This is a genomic window from Candidatus Devosia phytovorans, from assembly GCA_029202405.1.
Lineage (GTDB): Bacteria > Pseudomonadota > Alphaproteobacteria > Rhizobiales > Devosiaceae > Devosia > Devosia phytovorans.
The window spans coordinates 1,093,426-1,111,588 of record CP119312.1; the positions used below are offsets into that span (position 1 = coordinate 1,093,426).

The 18,163-nt window shown below is 62.0% G+C and carries 16 protein-coding genes; 12 read left to right on the plus strand and 4 right to left on the minus strand.

Translation table 11 applies throughout. The features are described from left to right. The first annotated feature begins 80 nt into the window (after positions 1-80). Complete coding sequence (locus P0Y65_05425) at positions 81-320, plus strand: hypothetical protein (GenBank protein WEK05695.1); 240 nt, start codon at positions 81-83, stop codon at positions 318-320. On the opposite strand, the gene P0Y65_05430 is transcribed toward P0Y65_05425, so the two are convergent. Together P0Y65_05430 and P0Y65_05435 are read right to left on the minus strand one after the other, a co-directional pair. After that, positions 317-1,741, minus strand: a complete 1,425-nt coding sequence (locus tag P0Y65_05430; GenBank protein ID WEK05696.1) for a mannose-1-phosphate guanylyltransferase/mannose-6-phosphate isomerase — start codon at positions 1,739-1,741, stop codon at positions 317-319. The two genes, P0Y65_05425 and P0Y65_05430, sit on opposite strands and share 4 nt — an antisense overlap. Before the next feature lie 80 nt (positions 1,742-1,821). Beyond that, positions 1,822-3,036, minus strand: a complete 1,215-nt coding sequence (locus P0Y65_05435; GenBank protein WEK05697.1) for an ROK family protein — start codon at positions 3,034-3,036, stop codon at positions 1,822-1,824. A gap of 220 nt (positions 3,037-3,256) precedes the next feature. On the opposite strand from P0Y65_05435, the gene xylF reads away from it, so the two are divergent. From xylF to P0Y65_05490, 11 genes are all read left to right on the plus strand, one after another. Further along, entirely contained in the window at positions 3,257-4,303 is a 1,047-nt protein-coding gene (gene xylF, locus P0Y65_05440; protein ID WEK05698.1) for a D-xylose ABC transporter substrate-binding protein, read from the plus strand. 113 nt (positions 4,304-4,416) lie between these two features. Further along, positions 4,417-5,706, plus strand: coding sequence for a sugar ABC transporter permease (locus P0Y65_05445; protein ID WEK06738.1), 1,290 nt, complete (start codon positions 4,417-4,419; stop codon positions 5,704-5,706). Positions 5,707-5,718: 12 nt separating this feature from the next. Next, positions 5,719-6,501 carry an ATP-binding cassette domain-containing protein gene (locus tag P0Y65_05450; GenBank protein WEK05699.1) on the plus strand — a complete coding sequence of 261 codons (783 nt, stop codon included), beginning with the start codon at positions 5,719-5,721 and terminating at the stop codon, positions 6,499-6,501. Positions 6,502-6,552: 51 nt separating this feature from the next. Continuing rightward, positions 6,553-7,248 (plus strand): DUF1345 domain-containing protein, encoded by a 696-nt coding sequence (locus P0Y65_05455; GenBank protein ID WEK05700.1) that lies wholly within the window; start codon positions 6,553-6,555, stop codon positions 7,246-7,248. A gap of 65 nt (positions 7,249-7,313) precedes the next feature. Beyond that, positions 7,314-8,441: an S-(hydroxymethyl)glutathione dehydrogenase/class III alcohol dehydrogenase gene (locus P0Y65_05460; GenBank protein WEK05701.1), complete on the plus strand. Its 1,128-nt coding sequence runs from the start codon at positions 7,314-7,316 to the stop codon at positions 8,439-8,441. Positions 8,442-8,444: 3 nt separating this feature from the next. Further along, the gene (locus P0Y65_05465) at positions 8,445-8,903 is read left to right on the plus strand and encodes a YaiI/YqxD family protein (protein ID WEK05702.1); all 459 of its coding nucleotides are present in this window, start codon (positions 8,445-8,447) and stop codon (positions 8,901-8,903) included. A 259-nt stretch (positions 8,904-9,162) separates the two neighbouring features. Beyond that, positions 9,163-10,503 (plus strand): extracellular solute-binding protein, encoded by a 1,341-nt coding sequence (locus P0Y65_05470; GenBank protein ID WEK05703.1) that lies wholly within the window; start codon positions 9,163-9,165, stop codon positions 10,501-10,503. 65 nt (positions 10,504-10,568) lie between these two features. Beyond that, positions 10,569-11,453, plus strand: a complete 885-nt coding sequence (locus P0Y65_05475; protein WEK05704.1) for an ABC transporter permease subunit — start codon at positions 10,569-10,571, stop codon at positions 11,451-11,453. Positions 11,454-11,463: 10 nt separating this feature from the next. Beyond that, positions 11,464-12,381 (plus strand): ABC transporter permease subunit, encoded by a 918-nt coding sequence (locus P0Y65_05480; protein WEK05705.1) that lies wholly within the window; start codon positions 11,464-11,466, stop codon positions 12,379-12,381. A gap of 8 nt (positions 12,382-12,389) precedes the next feature. After that, complete coding sequence (gene ugpC, locus P0Y65_05485; GenBank protein ID WEK05706.1) at positions 12,390-13,502, plus strand: sn-glycerol-3-phosphate ABC transporter ATP-binding protein UgpC; 1,113 nt, start codon at positions 12,390-12,392, stop codon at positions 13,500-13,502. A gap of 14 nt (positions 13,503-13,516) precedes the next feature. Next, on the plus strand, positions 13,517-14,428 hold the full coding sequence (locus P0Y65_05490) for a TIM barrel protein (protein ID WEK05707.1): 912 nt from the start codon (positions 13,517-13,519) through the stop codon (positions 14,426-14,428). Between the two features lie 45 nt (positions 14,429-14,473). Here P0Y65_05490 and P0Y65_05495 read toward each other — a convergent pair whose 3' ends face one another. Together P0Y65_05495 and P0Y65_05500 are read right to left on the minus strand one after the other, a co-directional pair. Then, positions 14,474-16,597: a mechanosensitive ion channel gene (locus P0Y65_05495; GenBank protein WEK05708.1), complete on the minus strand. Its 2,124-nt coding sequence runs from the start codon at positions 16,595-16,597 to the stop codon at positions 14,474-14,476. A gap of 133 nt (positions 16,598-16,730) precedes the next feature. Next, complete coding sequence (locus P0Y65_05500; GenBank protein ID WEK05709.1) at positions 16,731-18,161, minus strand: gamma-aminobutyraldehyde dehydrogenase; 1,431 nt, start codon at positions 18,159-18,161, stop codon at positions 16,731-16,733. Between the last annotated feature and the right edge of the window lie 2 nt (positions 18,162-18,163).

The window sequence follows — 18,163 nt, forward strand, 5'->3', positions numbered from 1 at the left end:
TCCATTAACGTTTCGCTAATGGCTCCGGACCAACGGTTGGTGTTGCCGAACATTGAGATTCGGTCGCCGGAGAGTGCGGAATGTTAGAAGTGGCGCTGGTCGTGTATGCGGCGATCGCGATGTTTTTCCTGCTGATGTCGCGCTCGGAGAAGCGCCGCACGGGTGAGAAGAATACGATCTCAGGTCTTGTGCTGAGCCTGGCCTGGCCCGGGCTGCTGATCGCGGTCGCAATCCAGGCCCTGGTCATCAAACTGCGCAACCCGTCCAGGCGCCGCGAAGCGCAGCGCCCGGTCAAGCTCGAAACGCAGAAGAGCAACTAGGCCCGGCCGAACTCGTCCTCGATGCGAATGATGTCGTCTTCGCCGAGATATGAACCGGTCTGCACTTCGATCAGCTCCAGTTCGATCTTGCCCGGGTTGGCCAGGCGATGCGTACAGCCCAGGGGCAGGTAGATCGACTGGTTTTCGCTCAGCGTCGTGATTGTGCCATCGACGGTCACTTCCGCTGTGCCGCGGACAACGATCCAGTGCTCGGCGCGGTGATGGTGCTTCTGGAGGCTCAGCTTCTTGCCGGGCTTGACGAAGAGGCGCTTGACCTGGAAGCGCTCGCCGGCCAGCACTGACGCATAGCCGCCCCAGGGGCGGTAGGCGGTCTTGTGGATTTCGGTGAGGTTGACCGTTGCCTTGTCGGCTTTCAGCACTTTCACCATGGCGCCAACCTTCTGCGCCTCGGAGAGCTTGCCGACATAGACCGCATCATTGGTGGCAATGACGGCGACGTCGTCGAGACCATTCACGGCGACATGGGCATGGTCGGTGACGACCAGCGAATTGGAGACGCTGTCGAGCGTCACCGAACCCTGGGTGACATTGTTGGCGTGATCCTGTTCGGCGCTCTTCCAGACGGCGTCCCAGCTGCCGAGATCGGACCAGCCAAAATCGACGGCGACGACGGCGGCCTTGTCGGTCTTTTCAAAGATCGCATAGTCGATGGAAATGTTGGGCGCCTTGGCGAAGGTCTCCTCGTCGAGACGGATGAAATCGAGGTCGGCCTTGGCTTTCTGGACCGCATCACGCGCCGCGGTCAGCGTCTCGGGAGCAAGTCGCAAGAACTCGTCCAGCATGCTGGCGGCGCCGATGATGAACATGCCCGAGTTCCAGTAATAGCCACCTTCGGCCAGCATTTCGGCGGCGCGATCGGCATTGGGCTTTTCGACAAAACGTTCAACCGGCGCAACGCCATGGTCGACCAAGGCGCTGGATTTGATGTAGCCGAACCCGGTCTCGCCATAGGTCGGCTTGATGCCGAAGGTGACGAACTGACCTGTTTCCGCAGCCGAGGCCGCTTGGTGCACGGCCTGCCAATATCCAGCATCGACAGTCACATCGTGGTCGGATGGCAGGACATGGAGGATCGCGTCGCGACCAAAATGCTCGACAGCAAAGGCGGCTGCGGCAGCGATGGCGACGGCCGTATTGCGCGCGACCGGCTCGAGCAGGATGCCGGCGAGCTTGATGCCCAGTTCAGCGGCCTGTTCGGCGACGATGAAGCGGTAGTCGGCATTGGTGATAACCACCGCTGGCGCATAGACATTTTCGTCCGACACGCGGTCCAGCGTCTTCTGGAACAGGCTGGTCGGCCCGGTCAGTGGCAGGAACTGCTTGGGCCGCGCGGCGCGTGACATGGGCCAGAGGCGGGTTCCCTGGCCGCCGGCGAGAATGACGGGCACGATCTTGGTCATGGGTGCGATCCCTGAAATGCACTGTTGCACAACGACATAGCATGAGATTTCACCTCGGCGAGGCCAATTCTGCAGCGTCGTTAAGGGCGGTCGGCGAAGTCGTTCTGATCGATCTCGTTGAGGGTTTTCATCAGCAGGCCCTGGAACACAGGTTCGCGCTCGTCGCCATAAGCCACGAGCTCGGGCATGCCGTTGACCTGACAGATCAGGCTTGTGGCGAGCGCTGCCTGAATTTCCTTTTGCATCAGTGTGAAAGCGCGTGCTCCGGGGCCGACGATCAGGATGTGTGATGGGTCAAAGACAGCCATCATACGACTCAGACCATAGCCAATGGCGCGGCCGGCGAGGTTGAAGGCATGGGTAGCGGCCCGGTCGCCAGCTTCGGCATGGGCGATCAGCGCCTGGTATTGCGCCGCCGGTACGCTGCGGGCAGGGGCGGCGGTTTCCGGCACGGAATAGGCGGTGCGCAATACGCCATAGTCGGAGGCATAAGCCTCGACGCAACCGCGCATGCCACACCGGCACAGCGCGCCATTGGGTGTGTGGTTCATATGGCCGAATTCAGTGGCGCCTTCATCGCCGCGGCCCAGGATCTGGCCGCGGAAGGTCATGCCCATGGCCACGGTCGAGCCGACGAATACGGTGGCGACGCTGGCGTCGCGCAGGTTGGGATCGAGCCAGCGCGCGCCCTCGGCCAGCAGGCGTCCGCGCTTGTGGAGGCTCACCGGCAGATCAAGTGCTGCGGAAAGCTGGGCGGCAAGAGGCGTGTCAATCAGCTGGGCGATGGGCGACCATTTAAGGCTCTGGCCGCCGCGATCCAAGATGCCCTGCACGGAAATAGCGATGCGGCGCAGTCCTTTGGCTTCAGCCGGATTGCGCTCCTGCAGCTGGCGGAGTCGATCTTCCAGGAAGCGGGCAGGTGGCGTTTCGGCGAAGCTGGTCGGAGTTAGGGGCGTCTCGATGCGGTCGACGAGCACGCCGCCATAGTCAACCAGCGACAGGCGGGCGCGGTTGACGTCGACCTCGAAAAGCGCGGCCGATCCTGCATTGCGGTTGAAGCCGACGATGGTGGCGGGGCGGCCGCGGCTGCGGGTGTCTGCCTGTTCGACCCGCAGGTCGGCGATGATCTGCTGGTTCACAAGATCATGGGTGATGGCCGTAATGCTGGCGTGGCTGAGGCCGGTGGTGGTGGCCAAAGCGGTGCGCGACATCGGGCCCTGCATGCGCAGGGCACCCAGCACCAGACCCCGGTTCTGTCGCCGGACGCTGTCACTATCGCTGACGTTGCGCGCCAAGCAGACTTCTCCTCACCCCATAGCAACACATCACCCTTCGGATGCCGGCGCAATCCGACTTATTTCGGGTGTCGAAATTGACATTGACTTGCTTGAGGTACGCATGTCACTCTTTTTTCGAGCAGCGAAAATATTGCTCAGGGCGCCGGTGGAGGGTGCCCGCTGGGGTTATGCCACCGGCAAATCTGTGGGCGGGAGGACGCCCACTTGGGAGGACAACATGAACAAGTTTCTAGCGGTCTTGCTGTGCACGACCGTCATAACCGGCTCTGCCGGTGTCGCCGTACAGGCGCAGGACGGTGTCACCGTCGGCGTGAGCTGGAACAACTTCCAGGAAGAGCGCTGGAAGACGGATGAGGCGGCGATCAAATCGGTGCTGGAAGCCGCTGGTGCCACTTATATTTCCGCGGATGCGCAGTCGTCGGCCTCCAAGCAGCTGACCGACATCGAAAGTCTGATCAGCCAGGGGGCCGATGCCATCATCGTCCTGGCGCAGGATAGTGAGGCGGTTGGGCCGGCTGTTGCCGCTGCTGTCGCCGAGGGCATTCCGGTGGTCGGCTATGACCGGCTGATCGAGAATCCCGACGCCTTCTATCTGACCTTCGACAACAAGGAAGTCGGTCGCCTGCAGGCACAGGGTGTGTTTGCCGTTCAGCCGGAAGGCAACTACGTCTTCATCAAGGGCAATTCGGCCGATCCAAATGCCGACTTCCTGTTCGAAGGACAGCTGGAAGTACTGCAGGCGGCGATTGATTCCGGCGCGATCAAGAATGTTGGCGAAGCCTATACCGACAACTGGAATCCGGAAGTCGCGCAGGCGAATATGGAGCAGTTCCTGACCGCCAATAATAATGAGGTCGATGCGGTCGTGGCGTCCAATGACGGCACCGCGGGCGGGGCCATCGCCGCCCTGGCAGCCCAAGGCCTCGCCGGCTCCGTGCCGGTTTCGGGTCAGGACGGCGATCACGCCGCGCTCAATCGCATCGCGCTTGGCACGCAGACAGTGTCGGTGTGGAAGGATGCGCGCGAGCTGGGCAAAAAGGCCGCGGAAGTCGCCCTCGAGCTGGCCGACGGCACGGCGCTCGACGCCGTAACTGGGGTGGTCCCGTTCTCGGGCGGCCCGAAGGGCGTGGCGATGAATGCCTTCTTCATTGCGCCGGTTGCCATCACCCAGGACAACCTCAACGTCGTTATCGACGCTGGATGGGTGACCAAGGATGTGGTGTGCCAGGGCGTTGCCGCTGGTGCTGTGGCCGCCTGCGACTAGGCACGCTTCGTGCTAGATTGACGAACTGGAAAATCGGCATGTCGCGGCTACCGCTGCGGCATGTCTCAGGGGGAAGTTGAGACGTGGCAGACCAGCAGGCCTATTCGGCTAATATCCATCCCAGCCAATATGTGCAGAACCCGCTGCAACGGTTCCTGATCGCGACCGAGATCGATACGCGACTGCTCGGCATGATCGGCGCGCTGGCGATCATCTGGATCGGCTTCAACATCTTCTCGGGCGGGCTGTTCCTGACGCCGCGCAACCTGTGGAATCTGTCGGTGCAGACGGCCTCGGTGGCCGTCATGGTCACTGGCATGGTGCTTGTCATCGTCACGCGCAATATCGACCTGTCGGTCGGCTCGGTGTTGGGCGTGGTCGGCATGGTGATGGGGGTGATGCAGACCGACATTCTGCCCAACCAGCTGGGGCTCGGCCTCGGGCATCCGATGATCTGGGCGCTGTCGCTGCTGGTCGGACTGGTGGTGGGTGTCGGCATCGGCGGGCTGCAGGGGGCGATCATCGCCTATCTGCGCGTACCGGCATTTATCGTGACGCTGGGCGGTTACCTCGTCTGGCGCGGGGCGGCGTGGTGGGTGACGGCCGGGCGCACGGTGGCGCCGATGGATTCCCGATTTCAGTTGATGGGCGGCGGGCCGGCCGGATCGATCGGTCAGCTGTGGAGCTGGGTGGTAGCGGTGATCGCCTGCGCGGCCATTCTGATCGGGCTCTATCTCGGTCGCCGGCAACGCCGGCGCTTCAGCTTCCCGCTGCGCCCGCTCTGGGCCGAGGCGGCGCTGGGCGCCATCGGTTGCGGGCTGACCATTGCGGCCGTCTGGATCGCCAATGCCTATCCCTGGCCACGGCGGATTGCCGAAAATTTTGCCGAGGCGAACGGCATCACCCTGCCCGAGGGGGGCCTGTTCATCTCGCATGGCATTGCCATTCCGGTGTTGATCGCAGTCGGCGTCGGGGTGGTCATGACCTTTATTGCGACCAGGACGCGCTTTGGCCGCTATGTCTTTGCCATGGGTGGAAATCCTGAAGCGGCGGTGCTGGCCGGCATCAATACGCGGTGGGTGACAGTCAAGATCTTCATGATCATGGGCGCGCTCTGCGCCATTGCCGCGGCGATTTCATCGGCCCGGCTCAATGCCGCCACCAATGCGCTTGGCACGCTGGACGAGCTCTATGTGATTGCAGCAGCGGTTATCGGCGGCACGTCGCTGGCGGGCGGCGTCGGCACGATTGCCGGGGCGCTGCTGGGGGCGCTGGTGATGCAGTCGCTGCAGTCGGGCATGGTGCTGATGGGGCTCGACAGTCCGCTACAGTCGATCGTGGTCGGCATTGTTCTGGTTTTTGCGGTATGGCTCGACACGCTCTACCGCCGCAACAAGCAGTAGGAAGTCCCTGAGATGCTGGACAGCAGAACGCCCCTTGTCGAGATGAATGATATCTCGATCTCTTTCGGCGGCATCAGGGCCGTGGATCAGGCTTCCGTGGATCTGTTCCCCGGAGAGGTCGTGGGCCTGCTTGGCCACAATGGCGCGGGCAAATCGACGCTGATCAAGATCCTGTCGGGCGCTTACAAGCGCGACACCGGGTCGATCCGCATCAACGGGCGGGATGCCACGATCAACAATCCACGCGATGCCAAGGGCTATGGGATCGAGACGATCTATCAGCAGCTTGCGGTGGCGGATAATGTCGATGCTGCGGCGAACCTGTTCCTGGGTCGCGAGATTACCACGCCGATCGGCACGCTGGATGATGCGGCCATGGAATCGAAGGCGCGCGAGGTGATGGGGCGGCTCAATCCCAATTTCCGCCGCTTCAAGGAGCCGGTGAAGGCGCTGTCGGGTGGGCAACGCCAGTCAGTGGCGATCGCGCGGGCGATCCTGTTCAATGCGCGGATCCTCATCATGGACGAGCCGACGGCGGCATTGGGGCCGCAGGAAACCGAGCAGGTGGGGGATCTGATCAAGCAGCTCAAGTCCGACGGGATCGGTATTTTCCTCATCAGCCACGACATTCATGACGTCTTCGACCTGGCCGACCGGCTGGTGGTGATGAAGAACGGCAAGGTGGTCGGTAGCGCGCGCACCAGTGACGTCACAAAGGATGAAGTGCTGGGGATGATCATCCTGGGCAAGGTGCCCGCGGGCGCGACTGCGGGGCCGGGAGCCATTAGCGGGTAGCAAGCGTTAGGGTGGCGCGGCCAGTCGGCATGCTTCAGCTCGCGGTTATCAATGGCATCTAAAACCAAGCCTGTCAGTCATATCAAGCAGAGTGCGCTGGATCGGATCATGCCGCGCCACGCGCCTTTCTATTTCGGCGTCGCTGCGGGACTTTTGGCGCTTGCCCTGTCGCTTTGGTTGATCCCGAAATTTGCGGTGGCGATCGGGGCGATAGCGCTGTTTGTGGTCTATCTCGTGCTCGGCGCGATCAAATTGCCCGAACTGACCGCAGACTACCTGCGCGAGAATGCTGCAGACGAAGACGCGCCGGCCGGCGGCATTTTCCTCGTGACCCTGATTGTCGTGGGCGCGTCAATCGCGACACTGTTCCTGGCCCTCAATGGCGAAAAGCCCGACGGGCTGGAAGTGGCACTCAGCCTTGGATCTGTGCTGCTGGGATGGTTCACGATGCAGGCCATGGGCGCCTTCCACTATGCCTATGAGTATTACCAGGTGCCGGAAGCCAGTAGCGGCAGCAAGAAGAAGGTCGAGGGTGGGCTCGACTTTCCGGGCGAGGAAGAACCGGACGGCACGGCCTTTATCTATTTTTCCTATACGGTCGGCACATCGGTCGCCACTTCGGATACCAAAGTCACGTCAAACGCGATGCGCCGACGCTTGACGCTGCATCTGGTTTTCTCCCATCTCTACAACACGATCATTCTCGCAGCGGCGGTAAATGTGGTGATGAGCCTGGGTGGCGGCTAGGCGGGTTGCTCGCGCCGGGCTTGCGTGCCAAAGCTTGCCCAAATCGTGCCCCAAGGAGAATCCCCATGAAGACCCGCGCCGCCGTCGCCTTCCAGGCTGGCAAGCCGCTTGAAATCGTCGAGGTCGATCTCGATGGCCCCAAGGCCGGCGAAGTGCTGATCGAAATCAAGGCGACGGGGCTGTGCCACACCGACGACTTCACGCTGTCGGGTGCGGATCCGGAAGGGATTTTCCCGGCGATCCTGGGCCATGAGGGCGCAGGCGTCGTGGTCGATGTCGGACCGGGTGTGACATCGCTCAAGAAGGGCGACCATGTGATCCCGCTCTACACGCCGGAATGCCGCGAATGCTATGCGTGTCGTTCGGGCAAGACCAATCTCTGCACGGCGATCCGCGCGACGCAGGGGCAGGGGCTGATGCCCGACGGGACGTCGCGCTTTTCCTTCGAAGGCAAGCCGATCTTCCACTATATGGGTTGTTCGACCTTCTCCAACTACACGGTTCTTCCAGAAATCGCCGTTGCCAAGATCGACGCCTCGGCGGCCTTCGACAAGGTCTGTTATGTCGGCTGCGGCGTGACCACCGGGATTGGCGCGGTGATCAACACCGCCAAGGTCGAGATCGGCGCGACGGCGGTGGTGTTCGGCCTCGGCGGCATCGGCCTCAACGTGATCCAGGGCCTGCGCCTCGCCGGTGCCGACATGATCATCGGCGTGGATCTGAACAATGGCAAAAAGGAGTGGGGCGAGCGCTTCGGCATGACCCATTTCGTCAACCCGACCGAGATCGATGGGGACATTGTCCCGTACCTCGTCAACCTCACCAAGCGTCGTGGAGATCTGATCGGCGGCGCCGACTACACCTTCGACTGCACCGGTAACACGACGGTTATGCGTCAGGCGCTCGAATCTAGCCATCGCGGCTGGGGCAAGTCGGTGGTGATTGGCGTGGCCGGCGCGGGCAAGGAAATCTCGACCCGCCCGTTCCAGCTGGTGACTGGTCGCACTTGGATGGGGACTGCCTTTGGCGGCGCCAAGGGCCGCACCGATGTGCCGAAGATCGTTGATTGGTATCTCGATGGCAAGATCGACATCGATCCGATGATCACCCACACGCTGCGTCTCGAAGACATCAACAAGGGTTTCGACATGATGCATTCGGGCGAAAGCATCCGCTCGGTGGTGGTCTACTAAGGCATGGCGGATCCGACGATCTTCGTCGATGCCGATGCCTGTCCGGTGAAGGACGAGGCCATGCGGGTCGCCGAGCGGCTCGGCCTCGTCATCACCTATGTCAGCAATGGGGGCGTGCGGCCATCGCGCGACCCCATGGTTCGCATTGTGGTGGTGCCGCAGGGTGCCGATGCGGCGGATGACTGGATCGTCGAGCAGGCAAGCGCGAACGATATCGTGCTGACAGCGGATATTCCGCTGGCCAGCCGCGCTATCGACAAGGGGTGTCACGTGCTGGGTTTTACCGGCAAGCCGTTCACGCCGGCCTCGATCGGCATGGCGCTGGCGATGCGCGATCTCAAGCAGCATCTGCGCGAGACTGGCGAGATCAAGGGTTACAATCCCGGGTTTCGGCCAGCGGATCGCTCGGCTTTCCTGAGCGCGCTGGATACGCTGGGACGCAAGGCGAAAAGCCTGGCTTAGTCACGGTCCGGGCTCGTTATTATCGGACACGGTCGGCCGTGACACCTTTCCTGTTGAACACCCTGGAATGGTCCGGAGACCGCACGAAAATCAGGGCGCCGATGCAGGTGCCTTTTCCTTTGTCATCCGACCGAAAACAAAAGTTCGCCAATCCTTCACGGAACTGTCTGCGAAGTGACTCGATGCTGAACAGGAAGCGTCATTTTCCGAGCCTAGATGTCGCCGCCGCCCGAGGGCATTAATTCGGAGACAGGCTCAAATGAAACGCGCTCAGCTGCTCAGCGCAGCAACCACTTTCGCCGCGCTTGCGCTGGCGACCGCACCTGCCATGGCCCAGACCAAGTTCGAGTTCTGGTATGGCCTGTCCGGCGATCTCAGCGAACGCATCCAGGACATGTGCAAGACGTTCAACGAGTCGCAGGCCGACTACGAGATCGTTTGCGTCAGCCAGGAAACCTACGAAAACAACCTGCAGAACACGATCGCGGCCTTCCGCGCCAACAAGCAGCCGACGATCGCCCAGATTTCGGACGGCGGCGTCGTCGACCTGATGCTGTCGGGCGCCTACCTGCCGGTGCGCCAGCTGATGGAAGACAACGGCTACGAGATCGACTGGTCGGACTATAATTCGGGCGTGAGCTCGTATTTCGCCACCTCGTCGGGCGAACTGCTGGCCATGCCGTTCAACAATTCCACGGCCATGTTCTACTACAACACCGATGCGCTAGAAGCGGTTGGCTTTGAAGGCGCGCCGGAAACCTGGGAACAGGTCGAGCAGATCGCCCGCGACCTCAAGGCTGCCGGCTATGAATGCCCGATCGCCTTCGATCCGACCGGTCAGTGGCAGTGGTGGGAACAGTTCTCCGCCATCCACAACCAGCCGATCGCCACCAATGGCAATGGCTATGGCGGTCTCGACGCCACCGTTGACTTCAACAACGGTCTCTTCGTCAAGCAGCTCCAGTTCTACAAGGACATGTATGACGAGGGCCTGCTGGTCGTGAAGAGCAAGGCCACTGGCGAAACCGCCAATGACGCCTTCATCAACGCCAAGTGCCAGATGTCGTCCTCCTCGATCGCCGACCATGGCACGATCGGCAAGCAGGCCATGGAAGGCATGCACTGGGACGTCACCATGCTGCCCGTCTGGGAAGGCACCGAACGCCACAACTCGCTGGTCGGCGGCGCTGCCCTCTGGACTCTCAAGGGCAAGTCGGAAGAAGAATACAAGGGCGCTGCGGCGTTCTATGCTTTCCTTGCCACGCCGAAGCAGGCCGAATGGTGGTCGACTGTGACCGGCTACATCCCGGTTACCAATTCGGGCTTTGAAGCCATGAAGGCTGCTGGCTTTTATGATGCCGCTCCCTACAAGGGCCGTGAACTTGCGCTGGCCAGCCTGAGCTTCACCCCACCGTCCGAATATACCCGCGGCGTGCGCCTCGGTAACTTCGGCGCCGTCCGCGTCGAAATCCAGAACGCCATCCAGGCCGTGCTGTTCAACGGCGTGCCGGTCCAGGAAGCTCTCGATACCGCTGCCGAGCGCTCCAACGAAGTGCTGCGCAAGTTCGAAGCCACCTATCCGGGCCAGGCTCTCCCCTGATCTGACGAGACCCGCACGGACGGCGAAAGCCGTCCGTGCCCATTTCAGCCGAGGCGGACTGGCTCATGGAAAGACGTGCTTTTTACAAGAATGGCGGATTGCCCTGGCTGCTGATCGCGCCCCAGCTCATCCTCGTGCTGATCTTCTTCTACTGGCCGACGACGCAGGCGCTGTACTGGGCCTTCACGCTCGAACAGCCATGGGGTGGTGGCAATAACTGGGTCGGCTTTGCCAATTTCCTCGGCATTTTCCGTGATGGCCAATATTGGGCAATGGTCGGCCGCAGCGCTTTCTATGCGATTTGCACGACAGCCATTTCCATGGTGATAGCACTGACGCTGGCGGCTTTCGTCGATCGTGCGCTCAAGGGTACACGGCTGTTCCAGTCGGTTTTCGTCTGGCCCTATGCGATCGCCGCTCCCGCTGCAGGCGTTGCGTTCCGCTTCATCTTTTCGCCCGATGCCGGTCTTGTCGGCGCGATCAACCAGGTTTGGCCGGGCCTGTGGAATCCCGCGATCAATGGCGCGCATGCACTGGGCATGGTCATCGTCTGCCATGCCTGGCTGGGCATCGGCTATAATTTCATCTTCTTCCTCGCGGCTTTGCAGATGATCCCACGCTCGATTTCGGAAGCTGGGGCCATGGATGGTGCCCGTCCGTTCCGCCGAATGATGGACCTGCAACTGCCGCTGATCACGCCGACCGTGTTCTTCCTGATCATCATGAACCTGATCTCGAGCTTTACCGACAGTTTTGGCCTGATCGACGTGATGACCGAAGGCGGGCCGATCGGGTCCACGGAAGTCATGGTCTACAATATCTATGTCGATGGGTTCAAAGGCCTCGACTATTCGGGCGCCGCTGCCCAGTCGATCGTCCTGATGCTTCTCGTCATCGCGCTCACTTTCGTCCAGTTCAAATGGGTCGAAAAGCGCGTCCACTACAATTGAGGCCGCAGAAATGATCGAACGTTCGCCGTTCTTCGACTTCGTCTCCTATGCGGCCATGATCCTGGGCTTGTTCCTGGTGCTGGTGCCGTTCTGGATCACCTTTGTGGCCGGCAGCCTGTCGCTGCCCGAAGTCACCCGTGTGCCGATCGCGCTCTGGCCATCGGGACATCTGATCGAGAATATCCAGACTGCCTGGACCCGCGCCGACCTCGGCCCCAAGATGATCAACAGCTTCATCGTGGCTTCGGGCGTGACGATCGGCAAGATCGTGCTGGCGGCGCTGTCGGCGTTTTCGATCGTCTTCTTCAACTACCGCGCCCGCATGGTCTGCTTCTGGCTGATCTTCATCACGCTGATGCTGCCGCTCGAAGTGCGCATCGTGCCGACCTATTCGATTGCCGCCAATGCGCTGCAGCCGTTCCAGATCATTCTCGATACGCTGGGCCTGACCGGGCTGATCGAGGCCGTCTCAGGTATTCGCATCGGGCTCGAATGGAACCTGCTCAATTCCTACACCGGCCTGATCCTGCCGCTGGTGGCGACGGCGACTGGCACGTTCCTCTACCGCCAGTTCTTCATGACCATTCCCGACGAGCTGGTGGAAGCCTCCAAAATGGATGGCTCCGGTCCGCTGCGCTTTTTCTGGGATGTGCTGCTGCCGCTGAGCCGCACCAATATGCTGGCGCTGGCCACGATCATGTTCGTGTCGAGCTGGAACCAGTATCTTTGGCCACTTCTGATCACCACCGATCGCGCCAACTACGGCACCGTGGTGATGCAGCTCAAGGCGCTGATCCCGGCGCAGAACGGCACGCCCGACTGGAATGTCACCATGGCGGGTGCCCTCATCATCATGCTGCCCCCGCTGCTGGTCGTTGCCTTGATGCAGCGCTGGTTCGTGCGCGGCCTAATTTCCCGAGACAAGTGAGACAGACCATGGCGGCCATTTCCATCAGCGGCGTCAAGAAGCGCTATCAGAAGAATGACGTCATCCATGGCGTCAATGTCGAGATCGAGGCGGGCGAGTTCGTCGTGATCCTCGGGCCATCGGGCTGCGGCAAGTCGACCCTCCTGCGCATGATCGCGGGCCTCGAGGACATTTCCGAGGGGACGATCTCGATCGAGGGCAAGGTCGTCAACCAGCTCGAACCGCGCGAACGCGGCTGCGCCATGGTGTTCCAGAACTATGCGCTCTATCCGCATATGAGCGTGCGCCAGAATATCGGCTATTCGCTCAAGGTTGCCGGCATGCCGCGTGCCCAGCGTGACGCCAAGGTGCTCAAGGTCGCCCAGTCGGTGAGCCTTGAACCCTATCTTGACCGCAAGCCCGGCGAGCTGTCGGGCGGCCAGCGCCAGCGCGTTGCCATGGCGCGTGCCATGGTGCGCGAGCCGAAGGTGTTTCTGTTCGACGAGCCCTTTTCCAATCTCGATGCCAAGCTGCGCGTGGCGATGCGGGCCGAAGTGCGGAACCTCCATCGCAGCCTCGGCGTCACCTCGGTTTTCGTGACGCATGACCAGACCGAAGCCATGACGCTGGCCGACCGGCTGATCGTGATGAACCAGGGCGTGGTGGAGCAGGTGGGCAAGCCGAGCGAAGTCTATCATCATCCGGCAAGCCTCTTCGTCGCCGACTTCATCGGTTCGCCGGCGATGAATCTCGTTCGCGGGTTTTTCAGCCAGGACGGCTATTTCCGGCACGGCAAGGGCGGCATGATCAAGCTGCCCGCCCTGGCCAAGCATCATGTCGACAAGGAAGTCTCGATCGGCGTGCGTCCCGAGCTGGTCAGCCGGACCGGTGCCAGCGACAAGAACGCGCTGTCGGCCGTGGTCGACTATACAGAAGAGCTGGGCGCCTCGCGGCTGATCTATGCCGATTTGGACGGCAGCCGCGTCATCGCCGTCGATGGCGGCAATGATCCGCTGGGCACCGGCATGCCGATCCACATCACCTTCTCGGAAGGCGATGTGCATGTGTTCGGCCATGACACCAGCCGGCGCATCGATACCGCCAGCCAGCACGCCAAAACTCCGACAACAGCAACCGCCTGAGAAGGACAGATATCATGAGCAATATCATCGGCACCGGCTTCAATGTCGGCTCAACGGATGGCGAACTCGCCAGCCTCCATGACGACATGCGCGCCCTGGCCGACATGGGCGTCGATACGGTCGAGTTGGGCATTACCAGCGTCGACCTGATTTCGGGTGGCCGCATCATTCCGGAGCGCCTGGAACGCGTGTTGGCCATCACCAGCGAATTTGACTTCCGCTACACAGTGCACGGCCTGGTTTCGTCCAATTTCATGGACCCGGTAACGCAGCGGTATCAGCTTGATGCCGCCAAGGCGCTGGTGGAATTCTGCAATCGCGTTGAATCCAATATCCTGGTGCAGCACGGCGGCTGCCTGCGGGCAGACCAGATCGAGGAACGCCATGGCGCAGATCTTCGCGAGCGCGAAGCGCTGGTGGAACTGGCCGAGTTCGCCAAGCCGCAGGGTGTGCGCATCGCGCTGGAGAACATCTTCACCACCGAGCCGGGCCAGTATCGCCAGACGCCGTCGCAGGTGGCCGAGACCGTCAAGGCAGTCGACCATCCCAACGTCGTGGCCTTGATCGACTTCAGCCACGCCTATCTCGAAACCACCTATCGTGGCCTCGACTTCTTCGCCGAGATCGCAGCCATGGCGCCGGTCACAGGCCACCTGCATGTGCACGACAGCTTCGGCCGTCCGCAGGGCTTCTACAAGCCGTTCCATCCGCAGGAAAACACTGCCATGGGTATCGGCGACCTGCATATGCCGCTCGGCTGGGGCGATATCGACTGGGATCGCATCTTCTCGGAACTGACCTTCCTGCCCGAGACGGTGCTGATGATGGAAATCGGCCATCGCTATCGCGCCGAACAGCCGGAAAGCCTGCGTCGCGCGCTGCAGCTGATGGACCTCAATGCGCCATCGCTGGCAGCAGCACAGTAGGAGCAACTCTTTTGGGGAGGCGTGAGCCTCCCCTTTGTTTTGCGATTAGAGCGCTATGCCCTTGGCGGCCAGGCCTTCGAGCAGCTTGCCGTTGAAGGCGCGTGCAAGTTCGGTCTGGCGCAGGGGGCTGGTGCGCATCGAGCCGCTGACAACGACAGACCCGGCGTTGATCTCATCTATGCCCAGGTCGTGCAGGTCGGTGGTGATCGAGCCCGAATAGCGCGGGTTTTCGCGCAGGGTCTTGGCGGTGAGACGCATCTCTTCCATCACCACCATGGGGTCGACCGCAGAGGGCACCGTGTAACGCGGACGAAGCACGCCAAAATTGCGTGAACTGTTCTTGAGGGCCTTCACGGTCGAGAAGGGGATGGAATGCAGCGCGCCGTCGCTGTCGCGCAGGCGGATGGTGCGGAGGGATATGCTTTCCACCACGCCGCTGCGGTCGCCGGTATTGATGGTGTCGCCGATGGCGATCGTGTCCTCGGCGAGAATGAAGATACCAGTTATCACATCCTGCACCAGTTGCTGGGAGCCAAAGCTGATGGCGAGACCGAAGACGCCAGCACCGGCGATCAGCGGCGTGACGTCGACGCCGATATTGGCGAGCACGGCTATGCCGGTTAGCACGATCAGGACGATCATGGCGCCATTGCGCACGAGAGGCAGCAGGGTCTGAACGCGGCTGGAGCGGCGCTGCGACCAGTTGAGGCCTTCGCGCGGGGTCAGCGCGGTCGCGATCCAGGCATCGAGGGCCACCCAGATCAGCCAGGCGACGACCACAACGGTTGCTGCTGCAAGCAGGGGCGCGGTCAAAGGCATGCCGTCGGTGGTAAGCCAGAGCCAAAGGTTGAAACCCCAGATCCAGCTCAGCGCCAGGATGATGCCAAAGGTCGCCACGGCGTCCGATGTGAGGCGCAGGACGCGCATCAGTGCCTTGCCCACGACCTGCTGTACCGGGCTGACGCGATAGCGATACTTGGGCGGCTTGGGGGTGAAGAAGCGATTGAGGATCGAGATGACGACGAGGCCCGCCAGCACGGTGCCGAAGGACCAGAGCATCTGGCTCAGCACGTCATTGTCGCGCTGGCCGCCGACGACGCTGACGACGCTCAGACCGAGGAAGGCATAGGCCAGCAGCGGCCAGTGTTTGGCCAGACGGCGTGTCGCATTGTTGAGCACATTGTCCGAAGCCGGCTTGCTGCATGCGGCGCCGAAGATCAGCCGCCCGACGGCGCGCTTGTGACGGATAATGAAGAGCAGGAGGATGAATGCCGCGGCGAGGTTCAGGGCAAAACCCACAATGTCGGCAGCCGACCAGCCGACGACACGGCGCAGGGTCGGTTCATTGCCAAGGGCGGCGAAGATCGCGATGACGGAGATGGCCAAGAGCCAGGGGTAGAAGCGGAGCTGGCAATAGCGGATGAGGCGCGCGCCACGCCAGCTGGCGAGGACAGAAAGACTTGAGATGGCCAGGGTGGTGCCCAGCATGGCCAGCAGGATACCGATAGCGAGTGTGGCAAAGATCTGGGCGCCGATGCCGCTGGGCGCCACAAGGCTTGCGCCAAGCGTGACGGCCAGGAAGAGCGCGATGTGGCCGAGGATATGGAGGAGCAGGCCCGTGGCCAGCCAGCGCTTGCGGACAGGCACGTGTGGTGCGGTCATGCGGCGCATAGCGCGGCGTAGCAGCAGGCCACCAGCAATGGTGATCAGCAGGCCGGGGACGGCCCAGAGCGCGAAGCCAACTAGTTGCCCGGTTTCCAGGCCTGCCTGAAAACGGCTGGTGATCTGAGTGCCCGCCTGTGACGCCTTCCGGTCAATAGGCACGCCGAAGGTGGTGGTCGGCAGTTGGTCGATCAGCGTGTTGGTCCAGGTAGAAAGCGCATCAATCAGTCCTGGTTGATTGACTGCTTCCTCCCCTTCGACGGACGGATCACTGGTGACTTCTGTTGGAGCGGTGGTTTCGGGTTCGACAACGAGCGTGCGCAGATGGGCCAGCAGGTCGACGCGAAGTTGGTCGTCTTCGAGAACGGTGATGAGACGGTCGACCGTCTCCACCTGGTCGGCGGTGAGCGTGGGTTGAGCAGTCGGCGTTACGGCCTGCTGCGCCAGCGCGGCGCTGGACAACAGGGCCAGGAAGACGATTGCCCACAGGTGCTTGCATGCCCTCATCTGCCGATCCCTTCGCTATGGCGTCACCCCGTCGATAGGCGAGCCGATGCATCAGGTCTAGTAGCAGCAGAGGGTGACCATGTTGCGATCCGATCAGAATTTGTAGAGCTTTGTCGAATTCCTTGTCTCGTCGTCAGCCGCCGTGATTGATCATGACGTGCCGTACGGCGGTATAGTCTTCCAGCGCGTAGGAAGACATGTCCTTGCCGTAGCCGGATTGTTTCAGTCCGCCATGCGGCATTTCATTGACCAGCATGAAGTGGGTATTGATCCAGGTGCAGCCATAGCGCAGGCGCGCAGCGGTCTGCATGGCCTTGCTGACATCGCGGGTCCAGACCGACGAGGCGAGGCCATAGTCGCTGTCATTGGCCCAGGTGATGGCGTCTTCCGGATCCTCGAAGCGGGTGATGGAGACAACGGGGCCGAACACCTCGCGGCGGACGATTTCGTCTTCCTGGGTGGCGCCGGCGATCACCGTCGGCTGGTAGAAATAGCCGCGCTCGCTGGCAAGCTTGCCGCCGGTGGTGATGTCGATGTGCGGCAGTTCGGCGGCGCGTTCGACAAAACTCGCCACCCGGTCGCGCTGGCGGCGGGAAATCAGCGGGCCGATCTCGTTGAGCGTGTCGTCGGGGTCGTTGAGCTTGATGGTGGACACAGCCGCGCTCAGGTCGGCGACGAGCTTGTCGTAGATCTTGTCGCCGGCATAGATGCGGCAGGCAGCGGTGCAGTCCTGGCCGGCATTGTAGAAGCCGAAGGCGCGCAGGCCTGTCACGACCGATTCCAGATCCACGTCGTCATAGACAATGACCGGGGCCTTGCCGCCCAATTCCAGATGGGTGCGCTTGACCGATTTGGCGGCGGCCTGCAGCACTTTCTTGCCCGTTGCCACGTCGCCCGTGATGGAAATCATGTCGACGCCGGGGTGGTTGATCAGTGCATTGCCCACCGTATCGCCGCGCCCGAGCACGAGGTTGACCACGCCTTCGGGCAGGATGTCGGCCATGGCCCGGATGAGCTTGAGCGCCGAGAGCGGCGTCTGTTCGGAGGGCTTGAAGACGACGGTGTTGCCGCCGGCAATGGCGGGGGCCAGTTTCCAGGCCATCATCATCAGCGGATAGTTCCAGGGCGCGATCGAGCCGACGACGCCGATCGGATCGCGGCGGATCATCGAGGTGTGCCCGGGCAGGTATTCGCCGGAAATGGTGCCGGTCATCGAGCGGACAGCGCCTGCAAAAAAGCGGTAGCAATCGACGATGGCGGGGATTTCGTCGTTGATCACGGCGTTGATCGGTTTGCCGCAATTAAGCGCCTCGAGGGCGGCGTAGGCCTCGGTATCCCGCTCGATGGCGTCGGCGATGCGCAGCAGATAGGCGGAGCGCTGACCGGGCGTGGTGCGCGACCAGTTGGTGAAGGCCTTTTTGGCTGCCGAGACGGCCGCATCGATCTGGTTGAGCGAGGCCTCGGGGAGCTTGAGGATTTCCGCGCCGGTCTTGGGATTGAGGACGATTTCTTCGGTTTCGGTGCCCGCTTCGAAGGCCGAGCCGATCAGCATCTGGGTGTCCAAGA